Source organism: Streptomyces sp. NPDC091292 (assembly GCF_044757265.1).
Classification (GTDB): domain Bacteria; phylum Actinomycetota; class Actinomycetes; order Streptomycetales; family Streptomycetaceae; genus Streptomyces.
The window spans coordinates 29,789-53,187 of sequence record NZ_JBIVUQ010000032.1; the positions used below are offsets into that span (position 1 = coordinate 29,789).

The 23,399-nt window shown below is 71.9% G+C and carries 24 protein-coding genes; 12 read left to right on the forward strand and 12 right to left on the reverse strand.

What is annotated here, in order from left to right; genetic code table 11:
• Positions 1-132 precede the first annotated feature (132 nt).
• The 3 genes from ACIQNU_RS41105 to ACIQNU_RS41115 all read left to right on the forward strand — a co-directional run bounded on the left by ACIQNU_RS41105 (position 133) and on the right by ACIQNU_RS41115 (position 3,005).
• The gene (locus ACIQNU_RS41105; RefSeq protein WP_401376986.1) at positions 133-342 is read left to right on the forward strand and encodes a ferredoxin; all 210 of its coding nucleotides are present in this window, start codon (positions 133-135) and stop codon (positions 340-342) included.
• The gene (locus ACIQNU_RS41110; protein WP_401376989.1) at positions 332-1,717 is read left to right on the forward strand and encodes an NAD(P)/FAD-dependent oxidoreductase; all 1,386 of its coding nucleotides are present in this window, start codon (positions 332-334) and stop codon (positions 1,715-1,717) included. Before ACIQNU_RS41105 ends, ACIQNU_RS41110 begins: the two co-directional genes overlap by 11 nt.
• A 76-nt stretch (positions 1,718-1,793) precedes the next feature.
• The gene (locus tag ACIQNU_RS41115) at positions 1,794-3,005 is read left to right on the forward strand and encodes a cytochrome P450 (protein ID WP_401376991.1); all 1,212 of its coding nucleotides are present in this window, start codon (positions 1,794-1,796) and stop codon (positions 3,003-3,005) included.
• Here ACIQNU_RS41115 and ACIQNU_RS41120 read toward each other — a convergent pair.
• Together ACIQNU_RS41120 and ACIQNU_RS41125 are read right to left on the reverse strand one after the other, a co-directional pair.
• Positions 2,992-3,495 (reverse strand): FBP domain-containing protein, encoded by a 504-nt coding sequence (locus ACIQNU_RS41120; RefSeq protein WP_401376993.1) that lies wholly within the window; start codon positions 3,493-3,495, stop codon positions 2,992-2,994. The genes ACIQNU_RS41115 and ACIQNU_RS41120 overlap by 14 nt on opposite strands.
• Before the next feature lie 90 nt (positions 3,496-3,585).
• Positions 3,586-3,882, reverse strand: a complete 297-nt coding sequence (locus ACIQNU_RS41125) for a hypothetical protein (RefSeq protein ID WP_401376996.1) — start codon at positions 3,880-3,882, stop codon at positions 3,586-3,588.
• Between the two features lie 337 nt (positions 3,883-4,219).
• On the opposite strand from ACIQNU_RS41125, the gene ACIQNU_RS41130 reads away from it, so the two are divergent.
• On the forward strand, positions 4,220-5,422 hold the full coding sequence (locus ACIQNU_RS41130) for an acyltransferase family protein (RefSeq protein ID WP_401376999.1): 1,203 nt from the start codon (positions 4,220-4,222) through the stop codon (positions 5,420-5,422).
• Positions 5,423-5,447: 25 nt separating this feature from the next.
• Here the strand turns inward: ACIQNU_RS41130 and ACIQNU_RS41135 are convergent, their stop codons facing one another.
• From ACIQNU_RS41135 to ACIQNU_RS41155, 5 genes are all read right to left on the reverse strand, one after another.
• On the reverse strand, positions 5,448-6,227 hold the full coding sequence (locus tag ACIQNU_RS41135) for an ABC transporter permease (RefSeq protein WP_401377001.1): 780 nt from the start codon (positions 6,225-6,227) through the stop codon (positions 5,448-5,450).
• On the reverse strand, positions 6,224-7,177 hold the full coding sequence (locus ACIQNU_RS41140) for an ABC transporter ATP-binding protein (RefSeq protein WP_401377003.1): 954 nt from the start codon (positions 7,175-7,177) through the stop codon (positions 6,224-6,226). Before ACIQNU_RS41140 ends, ACIQNU_RS41135 begins: the two co-directional genes overlap by 4 nt.
• Before the next feature lie 142 nt (positions 7,178-7,319).
• A complete protein-coding gene (locus tag ACIQNU_RS41145) occupies positions 7,320-7,985 on the reverse strand; it encodes a response regulator (protein ID WP_401377006.1) in 666 nt (221 codons plus the stop codon).
• Entirely contained in the window at positions 7,982-9,166 is a 1,185-nt protein-coding gene (locus tag ACIQNU_RS41150) for a sensor histidine kinase (RefSeq protein ID WP_401377008.1), read from the reverse strand. The genes ACIQNU_RS41145 and ACIQNU_RS41150 overlap by 4 nt, the downstream gene beginning before the upstream one ends.
• A gap of 81 nt (positions 9,167-9,247) precedes the next feature.
• Positions 9,248-9,988 (reverse strand): SDR family NAD(P)-dependent oxidoreductase, encoded by a 741-nt coding sequence (locus tag ACIQNU_RS41155; protein WP_401377010.1) that lies wholly within the window; start codon positions 9,986-9,988, stop codon positions 9,248-9,250.
• A gap of 181 nt (positions 9,989-10,169) precedes the next feature.
• On the opposite strand from ACIQNU_RS41155, the gene ACIQNU_RS41160 reads away from it, so the two are divergent.
• Positions 10,170-11,045, forward strand: coding sequence for a DUF3626 domain-containing protein (locus ACIQNU_RS41160; protein ID WP_401377012.1), 876 nt, complete (start codon positions 10,170-10,172; stop codon positions 11,043-11,045).
• Here the strand turns inward: ACIQNU_RS41160 and ACIQNU_RS41165 are convergent.
• From ACIQNU_RS41165 to ACIQNU_RS41175, 3 genes are read right to left on the reverse strand one after another with little or no spacing between them, the layout of a single operon-like run.
• Positions 11,024-11,797: an ABC transporter ATP-binding protein gene (locus tag ACIQNU_RS41165; protein ID WP_401377014.1), complete on the reverse strand. Its 774-nt coding sequence runs from the start codon at positions 11,795-11,797 to the stop codon at positions 11,024-11,026. The genes ACIQNU_RS41160 and ACIQNU_RS41165 overlap by 22 nt on opposite strands.
• A complete protein-coding gene (locus ACIQNU_RS41170; protein ID WP_401377017.1) occupies positions 11,794-14,538 on the reverse strand; it encodes an ATP-binding cassette domain-containing protein in 2,745 nt (914 codons plus the stop codon). The genes ACIQNU_RS41165 and ACIQNU_RS41170 overlap by 4 nt, the downstream gene beginning before the upstream one ends.
• Before the next feature lie 9 nt (positions 14,539-14,547).
• The gene (locus ACIQNU_RS41175) at positions 14,548-15,819 is read right to left on the reverse strand and encodes an ABC transporter substrate-binding protein (RefSeq protein ID WP_401377019.1); all 1,272 of its coding nucleotides are present in this window, start codon (positions 15,817-15,819) and stop codon (positions 14,548-14,550) included.
• A gap of 265 nt (positions 15,820-16,084) precedes the next feature.
• Here ACIQNU_RS41175 and ACIQNU_RS41180 point away from each other — a divergent pair, with 265 nt between their 5' ends.
• A complete protein-coding gene (locus ACIQNU_RS41180; protein ID WP_401377125.1) occupies positions 16,085-16,471 on the forward strand; it encodes a DUF4259 domain-containing protein in 387 nt (128 codons plus the stop codon).
• Between the two features lie 137 nt (positions 16,472-16,608).
• Here the strand turns inward: ACIQNU_RS41180 and ACIQNU_RS41185 are convergent, their stop codons facing one another.
• Both ACIQNU_RS41185 and ACIQNU_RS41190 read right to left on the reverse strand, forming a co-directional pair.
• Entirely contained in the window at positions 16,609-17,283 is a 675-nt protein-coding gene (locus ACIQNU_RS41185) for a hypothetical protein (protein ID WP_401377021.1), read from the reverse strand.
• Between the two features lie 72 nt (positions 17,284-17,355).
• On the reverse strand, positions 17,356-18,141 hold the full coding sequence (locus ACIQNU_RS41190; protein ID WP_401377024.1) for an IclR family transcriptional regulator: 786 nt from the start codon (positions 18,139-18,141) through the stop codon (positions 17,356-17,358).
• A gap of 194 nt (positions 18,142-18,335) precedes the next feature.
• On the opposite strand from ACIQNU_RS41190, the gene ACIQNU_RS41195 reads away from it, so the two are divergent.
• The 6 genes from ACIQNU_RS41195 (at position 18,336) to ACIQNU_RS41220 (ending at position 23,396) form a co-directional block, all read left to right on the forward strand.
• Positions 18,336-18,500, forward strand: coding sequence for a putative leader peptide (locus tag ACIQNU_RS41195; RefSeq protein ID WP_401377027.1), 165 nt, complete (start codon positions 18,336-18,338; stop codon positions 18,498-18,500).
• A gap of 170 nt (positions 18,501-18,670) precedes the next feature.
• Entirely contained in the window at positions 18,671-19,756 is a 1,086-nt protein-coding gene (locus ACIQNU_RS41200; RefSeq protein WP_401377030.1) for an ABC transporter substrate-binding protein, read from the forward strand.
• 9 nt (positions 19,757-19,765) lie between these two features.
• Positions 19,766-20,773 (forward strand): NrtA/SsuA/CpmA family ABC transporter substrate-binding protein, encoded by a 1,008-nt coding sequence (locus tag ACIQNU_RS41205; protein WP_401377033.1) that lies wholly within the window; start codon positions 19,766-19,768, stop codon positions 20,771-20,773.
• Positions 20,774-20,892: 119 nt separating this feature from the next.
• Positions 20,893-21,720, forward strand: a complete 828-nt coding sequence (locus ACIQNU_RS41210) for an ABC transporter permease (RefSeq protein WP_401377128.1) — start codon at positions 20,893-20,895, stop codon at positions 21,718-21,720.
• Positions 21,717-22,529 (forward strand): ABC transporter ATP-binding protein, encoded by an 813-nt coding sequence (locus ACIQNU_RS41215; RefSeq protein ID WP_401377034.1) that lies wholly within the window; start codon positions 21,717-21,719, stop codon positions 22,527-22,529. The genes ACIQNU_RS41210 and ACIQNU_RS41215 overlap by 4 nt, the downstream gene beginning before the upstream one ends.
• Complete coding sequence (locus ACIQNU_RS41220) at positions 22,530-23,396, forward strand: ABC transporter substrate-binding protein (protein ID WP_401377037.1); 867 nt, start codon at positions 22,530-22,532, stop codon at positions 23,394-23,396.
• Positions 23,397-23,399 lie beyond the last annotated feature (3 nt).

Here is a 23,399-nt window from a genome sequence, read left to right on the forward strand (position 1 = left end):
GCAGCCGCACTGGTCCGTTTGGCCGCCCTACCCCGTCACCCGCACGTCCCGCCCCGGCTGCGGTCCGCCCGTTCGGGGCGTAGGACGGGAGGGGGCAGTGCGGGCGGACGGCGGGCGAGGAGCGGGTGTGCGATGCGAGTCGTGGTCGATCTGAACCGGTGCCAGGGGTATGCGCAGTGTGCCTTTCTGGCGCCGGAGGTCTTCGCCCTCCAGGGCGACGAGACGCTGAGGTACCACCCACGGGTCGCCGACGACCAGCGGGAACGGATCGGCAGGGCGGTCGCCGCCTGCCCGGTGCAGGCGATCTCGGCCGGGCCGGCGGCGGGCGCCGATGTCGACTGACCGCCCTCTGCCGCAGGTCGACACCTCCGTACGGCGCGTGGTCGTCGTCGGTGCGTCCCTCGCCGGTCTGCGGGCCGCCGAGGCGCTGCGGGACACCGGCTTCACCGGTGAACTGACCCTGGTCGGGGACGAGCGGTCGTTCCCGTACGACCGCCCTCCGCTCTCCAAACAGGTGCTGCTCGGCGAAGTGGGGGCGCACGACGTGGGGCTGCCCGCCCGTCGGCCGGTCGACGCGCGGTGGCGGCTCGGGGTGCGGGCCACCGGCGTCGATCCGCTGCGCGCGCAGGTCGTACTCGCGGACGGAGACCGACTGCCCTACGACCGGCTGCTGATCGCCACCGGGACCCGGGCCCGCCCCTGGCCCGTCCCGGCGGAGGCCGCACTCGACGGCGTGCTCACGCTCCGGACCGGCGAGGACGCCGCCGAACTCGCCCAGCGGCTCGACGCGGGACCGCGCCGGGTGCTCGTGATCGGCGCCGGGTTCACGGGGTCCGAGATCGCCTCCGCCTGCCGTGAACGCGGGCTGGACGTCACGGTCGTCGAGCGGGGACCGGCGCCCCTGGCGGGCGCTCTCGGCGGGGTACTCGGCGGATTCGCGGCGGACGTGCAGCGCGCCCACGGTGTCGATCTGCGGTGCGGTGTGACGGTCACCGCGCTGGAGGGGAGCAGGGGGCGGCTGACCGGTGCCCGGCTGTCCGACGGTTCCCGTGTCGAGGCCGATGTCGCGGTGGTGTGTCTGGGCGCGGTCCGCAACACGGAGTGGCTCGAAGGCTCCTGGCTGGCGGCGGGCCCCAGGGGCGTGGCCTGCGACGCGGGCTGCCGGGCCTTCGACATGTACGGCATCGTCACGGACGACGTGTACGTCGCCGGTGACGTGGCCCGGTTCCCGCATCCGCTGTTCGAGTACCAGATGCTCTCCCTGGAGCACTGGGGCAACGCCGTCGCCCAGGCCGAGGTCGCGGCCCACAACATGGTGAGTCCGGCGCCTCGGCGCCGCCCCCATCTCGCGGTGCCCGCCTTCTGGTCGAGCCAGTTCGGCCTCAACATCAAGTCCGTCGGGGTGCCGACCTTCTCCGACCGTGTGGTGATCGCCCAGGGGTCACCGGAGGAGGGCCGGATGGTCGCGGTCTACGGCTACCGGGGGCGGGTCACCGCGGCGGTGGCCGTCAATCGGGCCAAGTGGCTGGAGCACTACGAGCGGATGATCGAGACCGCCGCGCCCTTCCCGCCTCCGCCGGACGCCGCCGACCTGCGCGGCGAACCGGTACCCGTGCCCTCCGACGTACCCGATCCCGCTGTGCTGTCCCACGGCCCGACGGTCGCCCTCACCGGCCATCTCCCGGACCGGCGCCTCGCCCTGGTCCGGGAGAGATGAACCGGACCCCCGCCCCGGCCCCGACGCCCCGCCACGCACGCACACGCCACCGCCGACAGCGGCAAGGAGCACCGACATGTCCACGGAGACCCTGTTCCAGCGGATCGCCGACTACGCGAACCGCGCCGACCCCTACCCCCTCTACGCCGAACTCCGCGAGCACGGCGTGGCCCGCCAGCAGGACGGCTCCTATCTGGTGGGCACGTACGACGAGGTCGTCCAGTTGCTCCACGATCCGCGGATCAGCTCCGACACCCGCAACCGCACCGAACCCGACCCGGAGATCTATGACCTGGTGCCCACCTTCATCCGCGTGGACGACCCCGAGCACGAACGGCTCCGCGGCATCGCGATGCGCCCCTTCGGCCCGCCGCACACCCCCGGCCGGATCGACGCCCTGCGGGGCGACATCGCCCGGATCACGCGGGAGCTGATCGACGGGTTCGACGGCCGTGAGCGGATCGACCTCGTCGACGACTTCGCCTATCCGCTGCCTGTCACCGTGATCGGGAAGCTGCTGGGCATCCCGGCCGGGGACATGGGGCAGCTCAGACAGTGGACCGACATCATGATCGAGAGTCTCGATTTCGGGCGCGACGAGGACGCCGTCACCAAGCGGCAGCGCGGTACGGACGCGCGCCGGGCGATGGCCGGCTACCTCGGTGACCTCGCCGAGTCCCGGCGCGACCACCCCTCGGACGACATGCTCTCCGCCTTCGTCGCCGACGCGGGTCCCGAGGGGGCGTTCACCCCCGCGGAGCTGATGTCCACCGCCGCACTGCTGCTGATCGCCGGGCACGAGACGACGGTCAATCTGATCACCAACGGCGCGCTGACCCTGCTGCGGCAGCCGGAGATGCTGGCCCGGCTCCGGGACGACCCGGCCCTGATGCCCTCGGCGGTCGAGGAGCTGCTGCGGTACGAGCCCCCGGTCCAGTTCCTCCCGCAGCGCACCCCGCTCGCCGATGTCGAGGTGGCCGGCGTGACCGTCCCGAAGGGCGCGCCCCTGGTCCTGGTCCTCGCCTCGGCCAACCGCGACCCGCTGCGGTTCGACGAGCCCGACCGGTTCGACCCGGCCCGCCGGGACAACCAGCACCTCGGCTTCGGCAGCGGAGTCCACAGTTGCTTCGGGGCGCCGCTGGCCCGCCTTGAGGCACAGATCGCGCTCACCGCGCTCCTGGACCGCCTCGGTGAGGGCACCCGTCTGGTCGAGGACCCACCGCCGTACCGTACGAGTCCGCTGCTGCGCGGCCCCCGCCATCTGTGGATCGAGGCTACGGCCCCGTGACCTTGGCCACGAAGGCGTCCAGGTTGCCCAGGGCGCGGGCCACCTTCTCGTCCACGGTGAGAGTTTCTTCGTAGCGGATCGTCCGCAGCTTGGGGACGCGTTTCCCGCGGAGGTACAGCGAGCAGGCCAGGTCGGCGCAGAGGTACGTGCCTACCGTGTTGCCCTCGCGACCCTTGGCGCCGGCGAGCGGCGCGACGAGGAGGGCCACACCGGAGGCGGCATGGCCGGTGAGGCAGATCGCGCAGAGGCTCGACTTGATGGCGCCGGTGCCGCCGGCCGAGGGCACGCGCAGCGCGATGCCCAGCGGCCCGGAATCGCGGGGCACCACGAGATACGCCCGCAGCGGCGCCCCCGGGTCGTTCCAGCCGAAGAAGTCCAGGTCGTGCCAGGGCACGTCGGCGAAGTCGAGGGGGAGTCTGAGCCGGCTCGCCTCGCCTTTCGAGCAGTTCACGAAGGACGAGCGGATCTGTTTGTCGGTGAGCGGTTCCACCCGCCGGACCCTACAGAGAGCCGTTGGCACGGGCATCCAGTTTTCCGGACGGCGCCCACGCGTGCCCGACAGGGGCCGTGAGCGGCACGTTCACGGATCGCGCGGACCGGGGTGCCGCCCTTGCCGGGGTCCGGGACCGCGCAGGGTCGCCGCGATGCCGGTGAGGACCAGTCCCGCCGAGAGCAGCAGCGGCTCCGTGAGGACGAAGCTCAGCGCGAGACAGGTGATCGCGGCGGTGAGCGTCAACTGCGCCGGGCGGCGCCGGTGTTCGCGCGGTGCGCGGGGGCGGCCGGCGCCCATGGCGCGGGCCGGCTCGGTGTGCCACGGCTCGTCGCGGCGGAAGTGGTCCTCCAGGCCCGCTAGGCGCTCGTCGTCGGGGGCCGGCATGGTCCGTCCTCCCCGGCGGCCTCGGCGTCGGTGTCCGTGCCCGGTGGGGGAGCGGGGTGACGGGACCGGGAGGGCATGGGCGACTCCTTGGTGACGGCTCCTGGGCGAAGGTCCTGACGGCGTCATCCCGTCCAGCCTCGCGCGCGGGGCGTGCTCCGCGCATCGGGTACAGCACCCAATTCACGGTCGTTCACGTTGCCGGACTCACAGCTTCCGCGGGTTTACGCGGGCGGGTCAAGGTGACTACGGTTCCTGGGATGTTCCACAGTCAGGCAACCCCCACATTTTCTGTCAGACGGATTCCGAGGCGCTTCGGTTGCCTGTCGGGAGTGGGCGAGTGAGCGAGACCGCCCGGCCACAGGACCAGTGGCACATACCGCTCCCCGAGGCACGAACCGCGCGACCGTCCCCCACCGCAGCCGCACCGTCCCGGTCCGCAGCGCCCTCCGCACCACCAGGGAAGGAGCCCGCCTCCCCTCGGCCCGCAGCGCCTGCGGAGTCGGCCCGGCAGCGCGACTCCTTCTTCGACAACGCCAAATACCTGGCGATCCTCCTGGTCGCGATGGGCCACGCATGGGAGCCCCTGCGCGACGACAGCCGCGCCGCGTCCGCCCTGTACATCACCGTCTACACCTTCCACATGCCGGCGTTCATCATCATCTCCGGCTACTTCTCCCGCAGTTTCGACGCCGGCCCGCGCCGGATCCAGCGGCTCGTGACCGGGATCGCCGTCCCCTACGTGATCTTCGAAGTCGCGTACACCTTCTTCAAACGCTGGGCCGACGACGACCCCACCTACCCGATCAGCCTGATGGACCCCTGGTATCTGACCTGGTTCCTCGCGGCCCTCTTCATCTGGCGGCTCACCACGCCCCTGTGGAAGACCGTGCGGTGGCCGCTCCCGCTGGCCCTCGCCATCGCGGTCCTCGCCGCTGTGTCACCCGACATCGGCGACGACCTTGACCTCCAACGGGTCCTGCAGTTCATGCCGTTCTTCGTGCTCGGGCTCATCCTGAAGCCGGAACACTTCCGGCTGGTACGCAACCGCAGGGCGCGGATCCTGGCGCTGCCGGTGTTCGCCACCGCGCTGCTGTGCGCGTACTGGGCGGCCCCCCGGATGAACGCCGCCTGGTTCTACCGCCGCGACAGCGCCCAGGAACTCGCCGCCCCCGGCTGGAGCGGCGCCGTCATGACCCTCGCCCTTTTCGGCTGCTCGGTACTCCTGGTCGCCTGCTTCTTCGCCTGGGTGCCCGGCCGTCGCACCTGGTTCACGGTCCTCGGCGCAGGCACCCTCTACGGCTATCTGCTGCACGGCTTCCTCGCCAAGGGCTCCCGCTTCTGGGGCTGGTACGACCCCGACTGGGTGCACGAACCACTGGGCGAGATCGCGGTGACCGTGCTCGCCGGCGTCGTCATCACCGCCCTGTGCACACCACCGGTGCAACGGGCGTTCCGCTTCGCGATGGAACCGCGGATGAGATGGGCGTTCAAGCAGGACGCGGCCCAACTCGCCCGCGAACGCGGCTCGTCCCGGACCTGAGGAGTCAGGAGTCAGGAGTACGGGGTCAGGCGTCTCGGTGTCCGAGGCGCCACACCGCCGCCAGGAGCAGCAGCGCCGTGTATCCGGCGACCAGCCCCAGCGACGGCCATGCGCCGAGGGTGCCGACGGCCTCGGGGCTCGCGTCCGATGTCTGGGTCAGTTTCTCCAGGGCGGCCGTCGGCGTGGCTCCCACCACCCAGCGCCGGAAGTCGCCGAAGAGCGGCCCCAGCAGCGACGGCAGGAGCAGCAAGGCGATGACGGCCGCCACCGACCCCGCCGAATGCCGCAGCAGGACACCGACCGCCATCCCCAGAACGCCCACGACGGAGAACAGCCCCGCGATACCGAACAGCGCGGGGAACGGCTCCCCTTGGGCATACGCGCCATCCGCCAGGAACGCGTCGCCGAGCACATACGCCGCCATGCACGACACCAGGGAAACGGCGTGGAGAACTCCGGTGAGCAGGGCGGCCTTGGCGGCGACGACTCGGCCGCGGCGCGGGACCGCCGCGAGGGTGGAGGCGATGGTCCCGCCGGTGTACTCGCCGCAGACCACCAGCGCGCCCACCACGCCCGCGATCACCAAGGAGATCACGCTGAGGGTGAGGCTGCCGCCGAGCACCGTGTCATCGGGTTGCAGACTCCCGCTGACTCCCACGAACACCGCACCCGCCACGGTGACCAGACCGGACGCCCCACAGGTCCAACGGGTGGAGCGGAGGCTCGCGAACTTGGTCCACTCGAAGGCCAGGGCCTGCTTGAACCCCGGAGCCGCCGTGCCGCCTGTGGTGCGTGCCGCCTTCATCGGACCGCCTCCCTCTCCAGACCGGCGGTTTCCCGCGCGGGAGCGACACCTCGGTACTCCACGGACGACCGTGTCATCGCCGTGTAGACCTCCTCCAACGACGAATACACCGACGTGAGTTCGTGCACGGCGATGCGGTGGTCCCGGGCGAGGTCACCGATGGGGGCGGAGCCGATGCCGGTCACGCGCCAACCGCCGCGCGCGTGCAACTCCACCCGGGCGCCCCGCGCCTCCAGCAGGGCGCGCATCCGCTGAGCGTCGCCCTCGGGGGTACGTACCAGCGTCGCTCCCTGCGAGTTGGTCTCGATGAAGTCCCGCATGTCCGTGTCCGCCAGCAGCCTGCCGCGCCCGATGACGATGAGGCGGTCCGCGGTCAGCTCCATCTCGCTCATCAGATGGCTCGACAGGAACACCGTCCGCCCTTCCGCGGCAAGGGACTTCAGCAGATCCCGGATCCACCTGATGCCCTCCGTGTCCAGGCCGTTGACCGGCTCGTCCAGGATCAGCACGCCGGGGTCGCCCAGCAGCGCGGCGGCCACCCCGAGGCGCTGCCCCATGCCCAGTGACAACTCCTTCGCCCTGCTGTCCGCGACCTGGTCGAGGCCGACCGTCTCCAGCACCTCGTCCACGCGTGCCCGGCCGATCGCGTTCGACCGGGCAAGACCCAGCAGGTGCATGCGCACGGTACGCCCCGGGTGCAGCGCCTTGCCGTCCAGGAGGGAACCGACCTCGCGCAGGGGCGCGGCCAGCCGCCGGCAGGGACGTCCGTTGACGGTGACTTTGCCCGCGCTGGGCGTGTCCAGGCCGAGCGCCATGCGCAGAGTGGTCGACTTTCCCGCGCCGTTCGGCCCGAGGAACCCGGTCACAAGCCCCGGGCGTACGGTGAACGTCAAGGCGTCCACGGCGGTCGTGCCCCCGTACCGCTTGGTGAGTTCTGTTGCTTCGATCATGCATAGGACGGTACGGAGAGCGGACGCATCGGACATCCGCCACCGGGAGCCGGCCGGTACTCCCTAGGGAGCAGAAGGGCCTTAGCCCTGTTGGGCTTGCGCGGACCAAGGTCATCAGTGCGGGACGAAGCGCGAGGAAGTTCTAGCGCTCGCCGGCCCGGACCAGTCCGGTTTCGTACGCGAAGACCACCAGCTGCGCCCGGTCCCGCGCGCCGAGCTTGGTCATGACCCGGCTGACGTGGGTCTTCGCCGTGAGTGGGCTCATCGCCAGCCGGTCACCGATCTCGTCGTTCGACAGTCCCCGGCCGACATGCGCCAGAACCTCGCGCTCGCGCGCGGTCAGCGGCTCAAGCCATGCGCGGGCCATGTCCTCCGGTGCCCGCAGACGGGCGAACTCCTCGATGACCCGTCGTGTCACGGCCGGTGCGAGCAGGCTCTGCCCGAGGGCAACGGTACGGATGGCGGTCCGCAGGTCGTCCGGTTCGATGTCCTTGAGCAGAAATCCCGCGGCGCCGAGCCGCAGTGCCTCGAACACGTACGCGTCGGCCTCGAAGGTGGTGAGTATCAGGACCCTTACGTCGTCAAGGGTGCCGTCGGCGACAATGCGGCGGGTCGCTTCCAGACCGTCGGCCCGGGGCATCCGGATGTCCATGAGCACCACGTCCGGGCGGGTCGACCGGGCCAGCTCGACCGCCCGCAGACCGTCGGGCGCCTCCGCGACCACCACCAGGTCGTCAGTGAGGTCGAGCAGTGCGCGGAAACCGGCCCGGACCACGGTCTGGTCGTCGGCGAGGAGCACCCGGATCATGCCGCCGCCCCACCGACGGGCAGCGACGCGAACACGCGCCAGCCACCTGCCGCTCGCGGACCTGCCTCCACTGTGCCGCCGAGCGCCGCGGCACGTTCCCGCATACCGACCAGGCCGTAGCCGTGGGCGCCGCCCGGCGGTGCGGCCGGCGGGTGCCCGTCGTCGATGACCTCCACGGCGAGCCGGTCACCTGCCAGGGTCACCGACACGGCCGCGTGCCGGGCCGCCGCATGCTTGATCACGTTGGTGAGCGCCTCCTGCACGATCCGGTACGCCGCCAGCTCCACCAGATGCGGCACCTCACGGTCCTCCGTGTCCGCGTGCACGGTCAACCGCAGACCGGTCGCCCTGACCCGGTCCACCAGTTCGGGCAGCTCGCCCAGTCGGGGCGCCGGAGCGGTGGCGTCCGCCTCATCGGCAGGACCGCGCAGAACGCCCACGGTGGCCCGCAGCTCCCGTACGGCCTCCTTGCCCGAAAGCCGCACCTGACGCATCGCCTGCCGGGCCAGCTCCGGCCGTGCGTCCAGCGCGTCGAGGGCGAGACCGGCCTGTACGGTCATCGCCGACACGGTGTGGGCCACCACGTCATGCACCTCGCGGGCGATGCGCAGCCGCTCCAGCTCGACCTTGCGCAGCGCCTCGCGCTCCCGGTCGGCCTCGGCCCGCGCCGCCCGCGCCGCGTACTCCCTCAGCAACTCCTGCCGGGCACGCACCACTTCACCCAGAAGCAGCGGTACGAGCGGCCACAGCATCTCCAGTACGGGCGCGCCTTCCGGCTGCACCACGTCGATGCCGGCGATCACGGAGACGGCCCCGGAGGCCAGGGCCGCCGTCACCCCGGTGCGGACCGTCCGGCGCCGGTCGCCCCGGACGGCCACCGCGTACAGCGCCGCCATCACCGGCAGGTTCAGCAGCTCGCCGATATGGCCGTACAGCGCCCACCCCGCGCCCGCCGCGCCGGTGACGAGCGCCACCGCCACCGGCCGGCTGCTACGGAACAGCAGCGCGCCGATGGACACGGCGAACAGCAGCCAGGTCACCTGGTCGGCCTGCCGGTACCCCTCGACGTTCACCGCCGCGTCCGCACCCGTGAACACCGCGACGACCGCGGCGACGACGAGATCGGCGAGCCGGGGCGGCAACGGCCAGGGAACACGAGGCACATGCGGGCGACGGATCACACAGGCACGGTAGGCGAACCGCCCCCATGCCGTGTACGCCCCTGGGAGTACGGGCGTCCCCGGGGCGGGGCGCCGGGCCGGTCAGCGTCCGCCCGACACCCGCAGGACCGTTCCCGTGGTGTACGACGCGTCGGGGGACAGGAGCCAGGCGACGGCGGCGGCGATCTCCGAGGGGTGGCCCGGTCGGCGGAGGGGGATCTGCGCGGCTGCCCGCGCGGGGCGGTCGGGGTCGCCCATCGTGGCGTGCATGTCGGTCTCGATGAGGCCGGGCGCGACGGCGTTGACGCGGATGCCGTCCGGGCCGAGTTCCTTCGACAGACCGACGGTGAGCGCGTCGGTGGCCGCCTTGGAAGCGGCGTAGTGGACGTAGTCGCCGGGGCTGCCGAGAGTCGCGGCGGCCGAGGAGATGTTGACGATGGCACCGTGGCCGAGGGCCGCCATGTCGCGGGCGGCGCGCCGGCAGCACAGCAGATATCCGAGGAGGTTGACGTCCAGGACCCTGCGCAGATCCTCGGTGCGCGCGTCCGCCAGCCTGCCGAGAGGTCCGGTCACCCCGGCGTTGTTGACCAGGCCCGTCACCGGCCCGAGTTCGCTCGCCGCGATGTCGAACAGCCGCTCCACGTCGGCCTCGACGGAGGTGTCGACCCGCACCACGGCACACCGGGCGCCCGACGCACGTACCTCGTCGGCGACCATCTCGGCCGCGGCGCCGTCCCGCACGTACCCGACCGCCACGTCGTGCCCGTCGGCGGCCAGCCGGACACTGGTCGCCGCGCCGATTCCCCGGCTTCCTCCGGTGACGATGGTGACGGGACGTGACATATCTGGTGCCTCCTGGGCCGCCGGGCTGGTCCGTACGCGCGCGGTACGTGCTGGGTGGTGCTTCCTACGTGCTCCGTACATGCTCCGACAGCAAGTCGTACCCCATCACCCACCCACCACCGCACCCGGCCCGCCCGCAATTCGGGTGCGACCGTCGGCCCCGCTCCGGCACACTCCGTGGATGACAGCCGACCCGCCGCCCCGCAGGTCGCAGGAGCGCGCCCTGCGCCACGTCGCGCACCTGGCCACGGGCGCCCCGCTCGACCCGCGCCTCCGCACCACGCTGAACTTCCACCCCGACCGCCTGGTGGACGACCGCCCCATCCTGGACCGGCTCGCGGACGACGGTGTCTACCGCTCCCAGTTCGTCACCGGCACCAGCAACGGCGGCCTGACCGCACACCCCGGCGGCGACCGGTGGCGCTGGGAGAGCAGGATGTTCGGCGGCGCCTACGACCGGGCACCCGCCCACGAGCGCCCCGTATACGGCGCCCTCAACTTCCGGCAGGAGCCCTTCGGCGCCGCCCCCCGCTTCGGCTCCGCGCACTTCCGCCTGACCCCGGAGACACTGCGCCGCGCCACGTTCTGCTACCCGGACAGCTTCTGCGAACCGACCGCGTTCGGCGTCGCGTCACGCATGGCGCTGATCGAACTCGCCGAGGCCGACCGCCGTAACGGCACGGACGCACTGGACGACTACGTCGAGGCACAGATCCACGGCCCGGTCCGGCTCGACCGTGACGTGGAGGCGCTGGTCCTCGACCCGAGCCACCGGGGCACCGCCGTCGAGGCAGCCGCACGCCGACTGCCCTGCCCCCTCGCCTGGCACCCCGGATTCCGCCTCACCGTCGAGGAGTTGGGGCGGCACCCCTCCTACCGAGGTCAGGAGTACGTCGACCTCGGCGCCGGGATCGCCGTCGGCGGCCGGCTCGATCCCCGCATCATCGGGGACGCGTCCCGCACCGGCCGCCACGACCCCCAGGCCCTGAAGAAGGTCTGGCACTGCCTGGCCCGCTTCGGCTCGCCGCTGTTCGCTCAGGGCGCCGCCCCGAGATAAGCCTCCCGCACCCTCGGATCGGCCCGTACCTCCGCCGCCGTCCCCTGGGCGAGGACGCGGCCGAGGTCGAGGACGACCACGCGGGTGCAGAGGTCCATGACGAAGGCGACGTTGTGTTCCACGAGCAGGACGGCGCAGCCCTCCTCGGCCGCCAGGTGCCGGACGACTGCCGCCAGATGGCCGCTTTCGTCGTCGGTCATTCCGGACGCCGGCTCGTCGAGGAGCAGGACCCGGGGACCGTCCGCCACCGCCCGTGCCAGCTCCACCATGCGGGCCCGGCCCACCGGCAGGGTCCCGGCGTAGTCGTCCGCGATGCCGTCGAGCCCGCAGGCCCGCAGGACCTCCGTGGCCCGTGCCCGCCGTGTCCTCTCGTGGGTACGCCGCGTCGGCGCGGCGAGCAGATCGGCCGCCCAGCCGCCCCCGCCGCCGCGCCACTCCTGGGCGACGACGAGGTTGTCCGCGACGGTGAGCTGGCCGAACAGTTGCTGCCGCTGAAAGGTGCGCCGCATTCCGTGGCGGGCCCGCCACACCGGTGAGCGGCGTGTGACATCGGCGCCGTCGAGCAGGATCCGCCCCTGGTCGGGGCGCCGGATGCCGGACAGCACGTCGAAGAGGGTGGTCTTGCCGGCGCCGTTCGGGCCGATCAGCCCGCACACCTCACCGGCACGCAGACTCAGCGCGACGCCGTCGAGCGCCTGGACCCCGCCGAACCGCACCCCGATCCCCGAGGCGTCGAGTATGTGTGCGCTCATGGCTGCCCCACCCCCTCCTCCTGTCCGGCCCGCCCGTGCGCCGCGATCCCCAAGTAGGCTTCCGTGAGCTGGTCTTCCCGTACCTCCGCGCGCGGACCGCACCACGAGACACGGCCCCGCGCGAGATAGGCCACCGTGTCGGCGACCTCCAGAATCTCCGTGGCCTTCTCCTCCACGAGGAGCAACCCCGCGCCCGCGTTCCGGAGTTCGGCGAGCAGCCGGAACACCTCGTCCACGACTTGGGGTGCGAGCCCGAGCGACGGCTCGTCCGCGACGAGCACGCGCGGCGGGCGGTGCAGCAGGGGAGCGAGCGCGAGCATCTGCTGTTCCCCGCCGGACAGCGAACCGGCGACGACCCCGCGCCGCGCCGCGAGGCTCGCGAACCGTTCGTACACGGCGTCGCGGGCTTCCCTGGTGGGGAGTTGGAGCGCGAGGTTCTCCTCGATGGTGAGCGAGGGGAAGATTCCACGGCCCTCGGGGGCGAGCACGACCCCCGCCCGCGACCGGCGGACCGCGTCCTCACCGGTGGCGTCCCGCCCGGCCACCCGAACCCGGCCCGCGACGGGCGCCAGCAGCCCGGCGGCGACGCGGCACGTGGTCGACTTGCCGGCCCCGTTGGGCCCGAGCAGCGCCACGATCTCCCCGGGACGCACGGTGAGGTCGACCCCGTGCAGGACGGCGGCACCGTCGTATCCGGCCCGAATCCCGAGGAGTTGGAGCGCGGGTGTTCGCCCGGTGTCGTCCGACCCACTGGTCAGGGGTACGGGCTCGGGGCCGACGGGCCTCGGGATCACGGTGACCCCATCCCTGCCCGTCCCGCCCGCCTCCGCACGCGCAACCCGCCGCCGGTGCACCCGCACCGACACCGCCGCGCAGTACCCGTCCGGGTCGTTCGCCAGGGCCAGGCCCGCGAGGCCGAAGAGGATGACCGGGAGCTGCGCCGACTCCGTGACGTAGTCCGCGATCAGATGCGGGACGATCGCGAAGACCAGGCCCGCGACCACCGCGAACTGCGGCCTGCGCACCCCCGCCGCGACGGCGACCGCGAGCCAGATCAGTCCGGTCATCGCGGTGAAGTCGGTGGCGGTGATGCGGGTGTTGTACGACGCGTACATCACGCCTCCGAAGCCAGCGAGCCCCGCAGACAGCGTGAACAGCAGCAGTTTCGTCCGCAGGACGGAGACGCCCGAGGCCATGGCGGCGGCCGGTGCGGACCGTACCGCCAGCATCGCCCGGCCCGACGGCGAGTTGCGCAGCGCCGCGAGCGCCGCCACCGCGGCGGCGACGAGGACGACCATCGCGACACCCATCGCCCGGTCGTCGCCGAGGTCGACCGGTCCGAAGACGGGACGGGGGATCTCCCAGCCCGTGTCGCCGTTGCGCAACCAGCCCATCTGGAACAGGACATGGTCGGCGAGGAAGGCGAGGGCGAGCGTCGCCAGCGCCAGCGACCGTCCGCCGAGCCGCAGCGCGGGCAGCGCCACCAGGGCGCCGAGCACCGCCGCCACACACGTCCCCACGAGGGCCGCCGCGACGAACGGCCAGCCGTGGCTCATCAGCAGCCCGGCGACCAGCGCCGCACCCGTCACGAAGGTGGCCTGTGCCAGGGACACCATCGCGCCCAGACCCGTCACCACCGTGAACGAGATGAACACGAGCGAGATCGCGAGGCCCTGGGCGAGGATGCCGCTCCAGAAAGGGGTGGTGACCGTGTAGAAGGAGAGCGCGAGGAGCGCGGCGGCCACCGCCCACGGCCCCCACTTACGGGGCCAGGACCGGCCCGCGAGGTAGTCGACGGGTGGCGCGTCGACCGCCGCCGTGCCCGCCGTACGCTGCCGCCGTGTCATCAGCAGCAGCCCGGCGAAGAGGATCACGAACGGGACGGCGGTACGGAACCCCGTGATCTTCTCGGCGAAGTCCGCGTACCCCGCGACCAGGTTCTGCACCACGCCGAGGCCCAGGCCGCCGGCGAAGGCGAGCGGGATCGACAGGAACCGCCCGAGCACGGCGGCCGTCGCGGACACGAACAGGAACAGGGTGTAGTCGTGCGACGACAACCCGAGGAGCGGCGTCGCGAGCACACCCGCCAGTCCGGCGAGACCCGACGACAGCATCCACGCCACCGACGACAGCCGGTCCGCGCTCATCCCGCGCAGCTCCACCAGGGACCGGTTGTCGACCGCCGCGCGGAGCCTGAGCCCCAGCGGCGTGTGCCGCATCAGCACCCACAGGCCGACCGCGACCACCGCCGTCGCCACCCAGGTGATCAGCTGGTCGGAGTCGACACCCACGCCGTCCATGAGCTGCCAGGACGTGGCGGGGCTCGGGCCCACGCCCGGCAGCCCGAACTGGTTCTCGGCCGGTTTGACGGACGCTCCCGCGTCCTCCAGCAGCTCCACCACCCACAGGCCGAGCGCGGGCAGCGCGACGAGGAGGCCGATCGTCGCCACGATTTGGGCGGTCTCGCCCACCCGCGCCAGTTTGCGGAACATCAGCCGGTCGAGCCCCCAGCCGAGCGCGGGCGCGGCCACACACACCAGCAGCAGCGCGGTCGGTACGGCGGGCCAGCCGAAGCCGGAGTGCAGCTCGTAGAAGGCGAGTGCGCACAGGTACGCGGTCGCGCCGTGCGCGAAGTTGAAGAGCCCGGAGGCCGAGTAGGACAGGACGACACCTGTCGCGAGCAGTGCGTAGAGCGCGCCCGACACCAGCCCGCTCAGTACGAATCCCAGGAGGTCCGACACGTGTCACCCCTAGGTGAAGGGAATCGGCGGATAGCACTTGAAGGGCGCGGACACCCGGTACGCGCCGTCCTGGAGCTGGACCAGCGCACCGCAGCCGAACGCCTCCTGGTGTCCCTTCGGCAGGGAGCGGTCGCCGACCATCGTGCCGGTGTCGGCGTACCCGTCGGCGGCCTTCTGGAAGGAGTCGAGGGTCAGCTTCCCGCCCGCCTTCTCGGCGATGGCGAGGAACAGATCGGCCGACATGTAGCCGGTCATCATGTGCATGTTGAGGGGGACGTCCTTGCCCGCGGCCTTCCTGATGTCGGCCTTGAACTGCCGCATCGCCGCGTTGTCCTGCTCGAACGGCTGGAAGGACAGGAAGACGTGCACGCCGTCGAGCGCCTTCTTCGTGGCGCTCCTGGTGAGCAGCCCCGGGTCGTAGTCCGTCGGATCGGTGAGCACGCCCTTGTACCCGGTGCGCTTGACAGCGGTGAGCAGCCCGATGTTGTACGGGGTCTGCATCACGGAGACCACCACGTCCGGCGCCTTGCCGCCGTCGGACCGCAGGATCTCCTTCGTGTACGCGGACCAGTCGCTGGGCACCGAGGTCGCGGGCACCGTCGCCTTGGCGAACGTCACCTTGTACCCGGCGGCCTTGAAGCTCTGCCGGTAGGTGCGGATGGCGAAGGTGCCGGCGTCGTTGTCGTTGGCGAGGATCGCCACGGACTTGCCTTCGGCGCCCCCGGTGACCCGCTTCAGCCCCTCGGGCCAGCTCTGCGTGAGGGTGCCGCCCGGCATGGGCACCAGACAGCCGTTGAAGCCGTAGAGATAGCTGTTCCCGCAGAACGGCGGGACGGTGCCCCAGCCGAAGGTGGGCACCTGCTGCTTCTGCAGGAAGTCGGCGCCGGAGAACGTCACCGAACTCATCGGGGCGATCGCGAACACCTTCTCCTGCTGGACGAGTTTGCGGGCGGCGGCGAGGTTCTTCGCCGGGTCCTGGCCGTCGTCCTCGGCGCCGAGGTAGTCGATCTTCCGTCCGTTGACGCCGCCCTCCGCGTTGGCGCGGTCGAAGCGGGCCTTCGCGCCGAGGTCGGTGTCCTTCTTGCTGTAGCCGCTGGCGGTCGTCATCGAGACGATCCCGCCGACCTTGATGGAGTCGCTCGTCACTCCACGTGTCGAACTGCCTTGGCCGCCACCGGAATCGCCGGAACCACCGGAGGAGCTGGAGGCGGCGGAGTTGCATGCTGTGGCCAGCAGTAGAGCGGCTGAGGCTGCGGCGAGGGTGCGGATCGGTCGCAACACAGGGTGTCCCTCCGTCGGAGTGAGAGTGATTCTGTGTGCGAGCTGATGAACCGTCAATAACTGACTCATCAGTAGTTGATGAACCGTCAGGTCTGTTGGGGGGGGCCGTCGGAGGTGCTGAGGCGAGCCGTGGGAGGCGTTGAGGCGAGCCGTGGGAGGCGCTCGGGGCCGATTGTCAGACCTCCCGGGTACGTTCTGAAGGACGCGCGACGGTGTGCGGGCGGTGCGTGCGACGGTGTGCGGGACGAGTGGAGGGCTGGACGCGGTGGGTACCTGGGGCAGTGGGAATTTCGACAGCGACACGGCGGCGGATCATCTGTCGGACCTGACCGGACGGCTCGTCTCGGAGATCACGGAAGCGATGGCGGGCGACCCGGTCCAACTGGAGCCCGACGAGTACTGGGGCGTGGCCCTGCCGTGCAATCTGGAGCTGCTGCACACCATCGCGGCGCGCGGGTATGTCGGCGCGGAAGTGCCGGACGCTGAGGTGATCGAGGGGTGGAAGAAGACGTTCATGGCCGTCTGGGAAGCCACGATCGACGACCTGGGGCCGAGCCCGGCGTACAAGGAGGAGCGGCGCGGGGTGCTGAACCGGACCTTCGACCAGTTGGCCGATGTGGCCCGGGAGAGAGCGGAGACCATCGTGGAGTGAGCGGGCCGGGCGGTGTCCGGCGGGGCGTGGGATCAGAGGGTGCCCGAACCCACTCGGACACCCGTCCAGGGAGACTGGACAGGTGTCCGAGACGGCGTACGGCCGGGGCGCGGGGGGCGGATCTGCCCACGCGGGCTTCAGCTCTGTCCGTCGCCGGCCGGCGTGCCCTCCGTCCCACTGACCGAAGCCGCTTCCGACCCGGCCTCCGGCGCGCCGCCGGCATCCGTGCCGGCCGCGTCGGACGCCGTGTAGAAGACGGACCGCTGCTGCTTGGTCCGCTGGGCCTGGCCCTTGGCGACGAGACCTTCGAGGGTGTTCCGGATGACGGTGAGGCCGATCTTGCGGTCCGGGTGCTCCTCGGCGAGCGCGGTCGCGACCTCGGCGGCGGAGCGCGGCTCCTGCTGACCGCCGAGGAAGGTGGCCACGGCCTCGCGCAGGGTGCCCTCCCGTCCGGCGGACGCGCCCTTGTCCGAGCCCTTGCCCGCGCTCTTGCCGGTGGTCGGCTTCTCCGCCCCCTTCGAACTGCCCTTCGGTGCGGCCGACTTGGTCTTCCGCTTTCCGGCCGTCCGGGTGACGGCCTTGCCGGGGGTACGCGGCTGGGGCAGCGCGGTGGCCGAACCGCCGGCGGTCGCGGCACGGACGTCGAGCGCCTGCCGCATCCCCTCCAGCAGGACCTTGTCCGCCTCCAACGAGCGCAGTTGCTCCTGGAGCGCCGTGATCTCCGTCGAGATGCGGTCCTGTTCCTTGACGTTCTGCTCCAGGTCGGCCTCGACCTGAGCCGCGTACTGCGACTTGAGTGTGTTGTCCGGCATTGGCTTCCGATTCCTCCGGGCTTCATGGGTGTTGAGGTCGGATGTTACCTCCGCATCACGCACACCCATGTGTCATGGCAATGGCACCTGCCTGCGCTCGGAAGGTGACAGCAGCAGAATCTCCAGCGCCTGGACACACATACGGGCCTGCGCGAGGAACCAGTCCATCCGCTCATGGGTGATCACCTGCGGGGTGGCACGCACCGCCAAAGCGAAGCGCGCCGACTCCGTACGGTCGAGCAACGGCACCGCCAAAGTCCTTACCCCGTGGGCCGATTCACCGTCGTTGAGCGCGTAGGCGGCGGCCCGCACACGCTCCAGTTCCTCGGCGAGGAGAGCGGGGTCGACGATGGTGCGGTCCGTGAACGCGCGCAGGGGTGGCAGCGCGGCCGAGCCGGTCTCACCCGGACGGGGCCAGGCGAGCAGCACCTTGCCGAGCGCCGTCGAGTGCAGCGGTCGGCGCAGTCCGACCTTCGGGGTGACGGAACCACCCGCAACGATCACCGCGTGCGGCCCGCTGCGCAGTGCGAGGTCGGCGGTGGCACCCGTGCGGTGCGCGAGGTCGGCCAGCTCGGGCGCGGCCAGATGCAGACCCCGTTGGTGGTACGAGAGACGACCCAACTCCGTGACGGCGGGACCCAGTCGGTAGCGGGCCGTGCGGGCGTCCTGCTCCAGGAAACCGGCGCCGAGCAGCGTCCGCGCGAGCCGGTGCGCGGTGGACGTCGACAGGTCGAGACGGCGGGCCAGCTCCGACGCGCTGAGGTCGGGCGCGTTGTCATGGAAACAGTGCAGGACGTCCAGGGCGCGCCGTACGGCCTGCGCGCCGGCGGGCGGACGCGCGTCCACCGCTCGACTCATCGGGGCTCCTCCGTTCGATTGTTTCCCACATTACGGCACCCTTGGAGCGGCCAAATCGCCTGGTGAAACATTCTGTTCATGTCCGGTCCCACATCATGGGAAGCGGCTTGCCGGGGTGTCCGGAGCCGTGCCAGGCTGCGGCCACCGAGAGCCGAGCAGAGCCGAGTAGAGCCGAGCAGAAGGGAGCAGCCGCCGTGCCGCACACCGCCGAGACCGCTGCTGCCGTTCTGCCCGCACACGTGGTCGCACTCATACCCGTGCCGGTGTCGGTGCCGGGCGGCGCACCCACCGTGTCCCGCGCTCTCACCACGCGCCGCCACATCGACCTCGGCCGCGTCTCCAGCGCCGTCTGTCGCTGACCGCGTACCCGGGCCGCGCGCGCCACATCACCGGTTCTCTCCGGCCGTAACCACACGCGCTCCCCGCACACACCTTCGCCGGGACAGGCACACGTACGTCCACACCTCCCCGCACCACCCATTGCACCGCGCCCCACCGCACCCCTATCTCTCCACCCCGGGAAGCCCTCATGACGCATGCCCCCGTACCCGACACCCTCTGGTTCACCCGCTGTCCCGTACCCACCGCGACCGGTGTCGCCGCCGACCGGCACTGGCTGACCGATGAGTTCGCCGCCGACGGCATCGCCGTACGGTCCCTCCAGGACACCGCCGACGACGTGGACGCGGCGGCCCGCCGGACCCACTTCACACACGAACTGCCCGGACTGTTCCGCGAGGGCGGCAACGTGCCCGCGCTGTGGGCCCGTTCCCGTGGTGGGGCGACCCGGCTGATCGGGCTCACCTGGATCGAGGAGCGCCAGACCGTCCTCGTCGCTCCCGGCTCCGGCATCCGGGGCGCCGGGGGCCTGCGCGGACTGCGCCTGGCCGTCCCCCGGCACACCGTCGCCATCGACTTCTGGCGGGCCATGGCCCTGCGCGGCTTCGAGGGCGCGCTCGCGTCGGCCGGGCACACCCTGGACGACGCCCGGCTCACCGACGTATCCGCCGACGGGCACTCCGGGCAGTGGGCCGCCGAACTGGCCGCGCTGCGGCGGGGCGACGTCGACGCCGTGTACGTCAAGGGCGCCCTCGCGGTGGAGGCCGCGCGGCGCGCCGGGGCCGAGGTCGCCGTCGAACTCGACGACCTGCCGGACCGGACCCACCGCGTCAACAACGGCACCCCGCGCCCCCTCACCGTCCATCAGCGCCTCCTCGACGAGTACCCCGACCTCGTGGACCGCTTCCTCGCGGTGCTGCTCCGCGCCGCCGACTGGGCGGCCGGGCGGCCCGACGAGGTCGCCCGGATCCTCGGTGCCGAGACCGGCGCGGGCGCCGAGGGTGTCACCGGTGCCTACCGGCCGGGCACCCACCGCACCCTCCACCCGGACCTGTCCGAGGAACGCCTCACCCTGCTCGCCCAGCAGGAAGCGGGTCTGCGGGCACTCGGCTTCCTGCCCGAACCCGTCGACGTACGGGCCTGGGCCGACCCCGAACCCCTGCGCCGCGCCCGCCTCCGCCGCGCGGCGGAGCACAACGGGACGCACCCCGCCGCACCCCTCACCACGACAGCCACCGTCACCGCCACCGCCACCACGCCCCGAACGGACACCTAAGGAACCGCCATGCACCTCCGCATCCCCAGACTCGCCCCCGCCCTCGCAGCCACCGCCGCGCTCGCCGCCCTCACCGGCTGCGGCACATCGGAGGCCGGCACGGGCAGCCCGTCCGGCGGCGGCCAGGTCACCGTCCGTATCCCGGACCCCGGCAACTCCGGTGTCCTCGCCGTCGGCAAGAAGGACGGTTCGCTGGCGAAGGCGCTCGCCAAGGTGCACGCGAAGGTCGAGTGGACCGGCAGCGCGGGACCCTTCGCACCCGCCGCGCAGGCCATGAACGCCGACCAGCTCGACATCGCCACCGGCTCGATCACCTCCGGCATCACCTCCCTGGCGCAGACCCCCGGGTTCAAGTTCTTCACGGCGACCGCGCCCGATCCCGTCGGTGAGGGGATCCTCGCCAAGAACGGCTCCGGCATCGACTCCTTGCGGGACCTCGCAGGGAAGAAGGTCGCCGTCAACAAGGGCGGTACCGGGGAGTACCTGCTGCTGAAGGCGCTCGCCAAGGAAGGCATCCCCGCGGAAAAGGTCGAGCGCGTGTATCTGCGCCCCGATCAGACCGCCGCCGTTTTCAACACCGGCAAGGTCGACGCCTGGGCCGTCTGGGCGACGTACTCGGTGGCCGAACTCGGCACCGGAAAGGCGCACTTCGTCGCCGACGGCAAAGCCCTGGGCTCCGACAACTACAGCCTCACCGCCGTGCGCACCGCGTTCGCCGAGCAGCACCCGGAGATCGTGAAGGCCCTCTACACCTACCTGCACGACGGCAGCGCCCGCGAGAAGAAGGACCCGGAGGCGTACCTCAACGTCACCACGGACGCCGGACCGCAGTCACTGAACGGCGAGGCCAAGCGCGTACAGATCGACTTCACCCGCCAGGGCGGCACCGTCGAACCGATCACCGACGCCGACATCCGGCGGTTCAAGGACGTGGCGCGGTTCTACGCCGAGCAGAAGGTCACCCCGGACGAGGTCGACGTCGCCGCGCACCTCATCGACATCAGGACTCTGTCGTGACGGTGGTACGGACGGACAAGCGGGCCCCGGCGCCCGGCCAAGAACCGTCCGCCGAACCGCCGCCCGTCACCGCGGAGGCACCGACCGCCGGGAAGCCACCGTCCGCCGGGGAGTCACCGATCGCCAAGGAGCCGCCGGGCCTGGTGACCCCGCGCGCACCCGTCCGCCGCGCCCGCTCCCGCACCTACCACCTCACCGTACGGGCCCTCGGCCCGCTGGCACTGCTCGTGCTCTGGTGGGTGGCGTCGGCGACCGGTGCGCTCACGCCGGACGTGCTCGCCTCGCCCGCCGGTGTGCTGCGCGCGACGGGGGAGCTGTGGGGCAACGGCCAGTTGCCCGACGCGCTGGCCACCTCGCTCACCCGGTCCGGTATCGGCCTGCTCATCGGGCTCACCGCCGGGCTGACCCTCGGAATCGTCACCGGCTTCACCCGGCTCGGCGACGAACTCCTCGACTCCTCGCTCCAGACCCTGCGCACCATCCCGTTCCTGTCGCTCGTCCCCCTGTTCATGGTGTGGTTCGGCATCAACGAGGTCGCGAAGATCCTGCTGATCGCCGTCGCCACCACCTTCCCCATGTACGTGTCCACATCGAGCGGGGTCCGCAACAGCGACCGCAAACTGGTCGAGGCGATGCGGAGCTTCGGGATGAGCAGGCTCGCCGTCGTCCGCGAGGTCGTCCTGCCGGGCGCCCTGCCCTCGCTGCTCGCCGGGCTGCGTCTGTCGATGACGCTCAGTGTGATCGCGCTGATCGCCGCCGAGGAGATCAACGCCACGGCGGGCATCGGCTACCTGATGGCGCAGGCGCAGAGCTACGCGCGCACCGACATCCTCGCCGTCTGCATCCTTGTGTACGGGTTGCTCGGTCTGGTGGCCGACGGTCTGGTGCGGCTGCTTGAACGGTTCGTGATGCCGTGGCGTACGGCGGGTCAGGGGGCGGGCCGATGAGTACCGCCGTCCACGTCAGCGGCCTGCGCCGGGTCTTCGGCACCCGGGCCGTACTCGACGGGCTGGATCTCACCGTCGCCCGGGGCGAGTTCGTGGCGCTCCTCGGGGCGAGCGGCAGCGGCAAGACGACGCTGCTGCGGATTCTCGGCGCCCTGGACGGCGCCGACGGGGGAGAGGTCCTGGTGCCGGAGGCGCGTACCGTCGTCTTCCAGGAGCCGCGTCTCGTACCGTCCAAGCGGGTTCTCGCGAATGTGACCGTGGCGCTGCCCCGGGGCGAGGCCGAGCGGGGGCGGCGGGCGCTGGCCGAGGTGGGTCTTGAGCGGCACGCCCGCGCCTGGCCCGTCACGCTGTCCGGCGGTGAGGCGCAGCGCGTGGCACTGGCCCGCGCACTCGTCCGCGAACCCGAACTCCTGCTCCTCGACGAGCCGTTCGCGGCGCTCGACGCCCTCACGCGGCTCAGGATGCAGGACCTGGTGGGCGAGCTGTGCCGGGTGCACCGGCCCGCCGTGCTGCTCGTGACGCACGACGTCGAGGAGGCCGTACGCCTCGCCGACCGGGTGTGCGTCCTGCGCGACGGACGCCTCGTGACCGACGAGACCGTCACCGTGCCCCGGCCCCGCGACCCCGGCGACCCGGCGTTCGCTGCCCTGCGCAGACGGCTCCTCGCCGACCTCGGGGTCCGCACCCCCGCCCCGCCCGACACACCCACCCCTGAACCGGCCTCCTCCGAACCGACCCCCGCGCCCACCCCCGTATCCACGCCCGCCGCACCCACCCGCACCGCCACCCCAGAACCCGGAGTGATCTGAATGACCGTCACCATAGGTGTCCACCACAGCAACCCGTCCCTCTACTACCTCTCCCGCCTCGACTACGCGGCCGAGGAGCTGGCGACCGTCGGCGAGACCGTCGCGTTCCACACGTACACCAACGGTGTGCGCACCGGGGAACTCCTCACCGAGGGTGTCATCGACTTCGGCGGCACCGGGTCCACACCGCCCGTCACCGCGCAGGCAGCCGGGCACGACATCGTGTACACCGCCGTCTCGGCGCCCCGGCCCGACCACGGCGCGCTCCTGGTGACCGAGGACAGCCCGGCCCGCACGGTCGCCGACCTGAAAGGTGGCACCGTCCATCTCGCGATCGGTTCGTGGCAGACCCACCTCGTCGCGAAGGCCCTGGACGGTGCCGGACTGTCGTACGCCACCGACATCACCCCCGAGCGGAGCGGCGAGGACAGCGAGAAGCTGCTGAGGGCCGGGGAGATCGCGGCCTGGGTCGCGCAGGGACCGCAGCTCGTGGCGGCCCGGCGGGCCGGAGGTGTCCGTGTCCTGGCCGCCACCGGCGACGTCATCACGGACCGGTCCGTGTTCTTCACCCGCAGGGAACTGGCGCAGGACAGGCCCGAGGTGGTGGCGGCGCTGACCCGGGCGCTGCGCCGCGCGGACGCGTGGGCGGCGGCCCATCCACGGGAGGCGGCTCGGATCGCGGCCGGTGAACAGGGCGGCACCGCCGACGACTGGGAGACCGCGCTGCGCGCCCTGCCCTGGGACATCGAGGACGTGAGCGAGGCGTTCCTCGCCGAGCAGCAGGAGGCCGCCGACATCTTCGCGCGGATCGGCTTCATCGAGCGGCCGGTGACGGTCGCGGACGCCGTCGCCGCCCGGACGGCCTGAGGG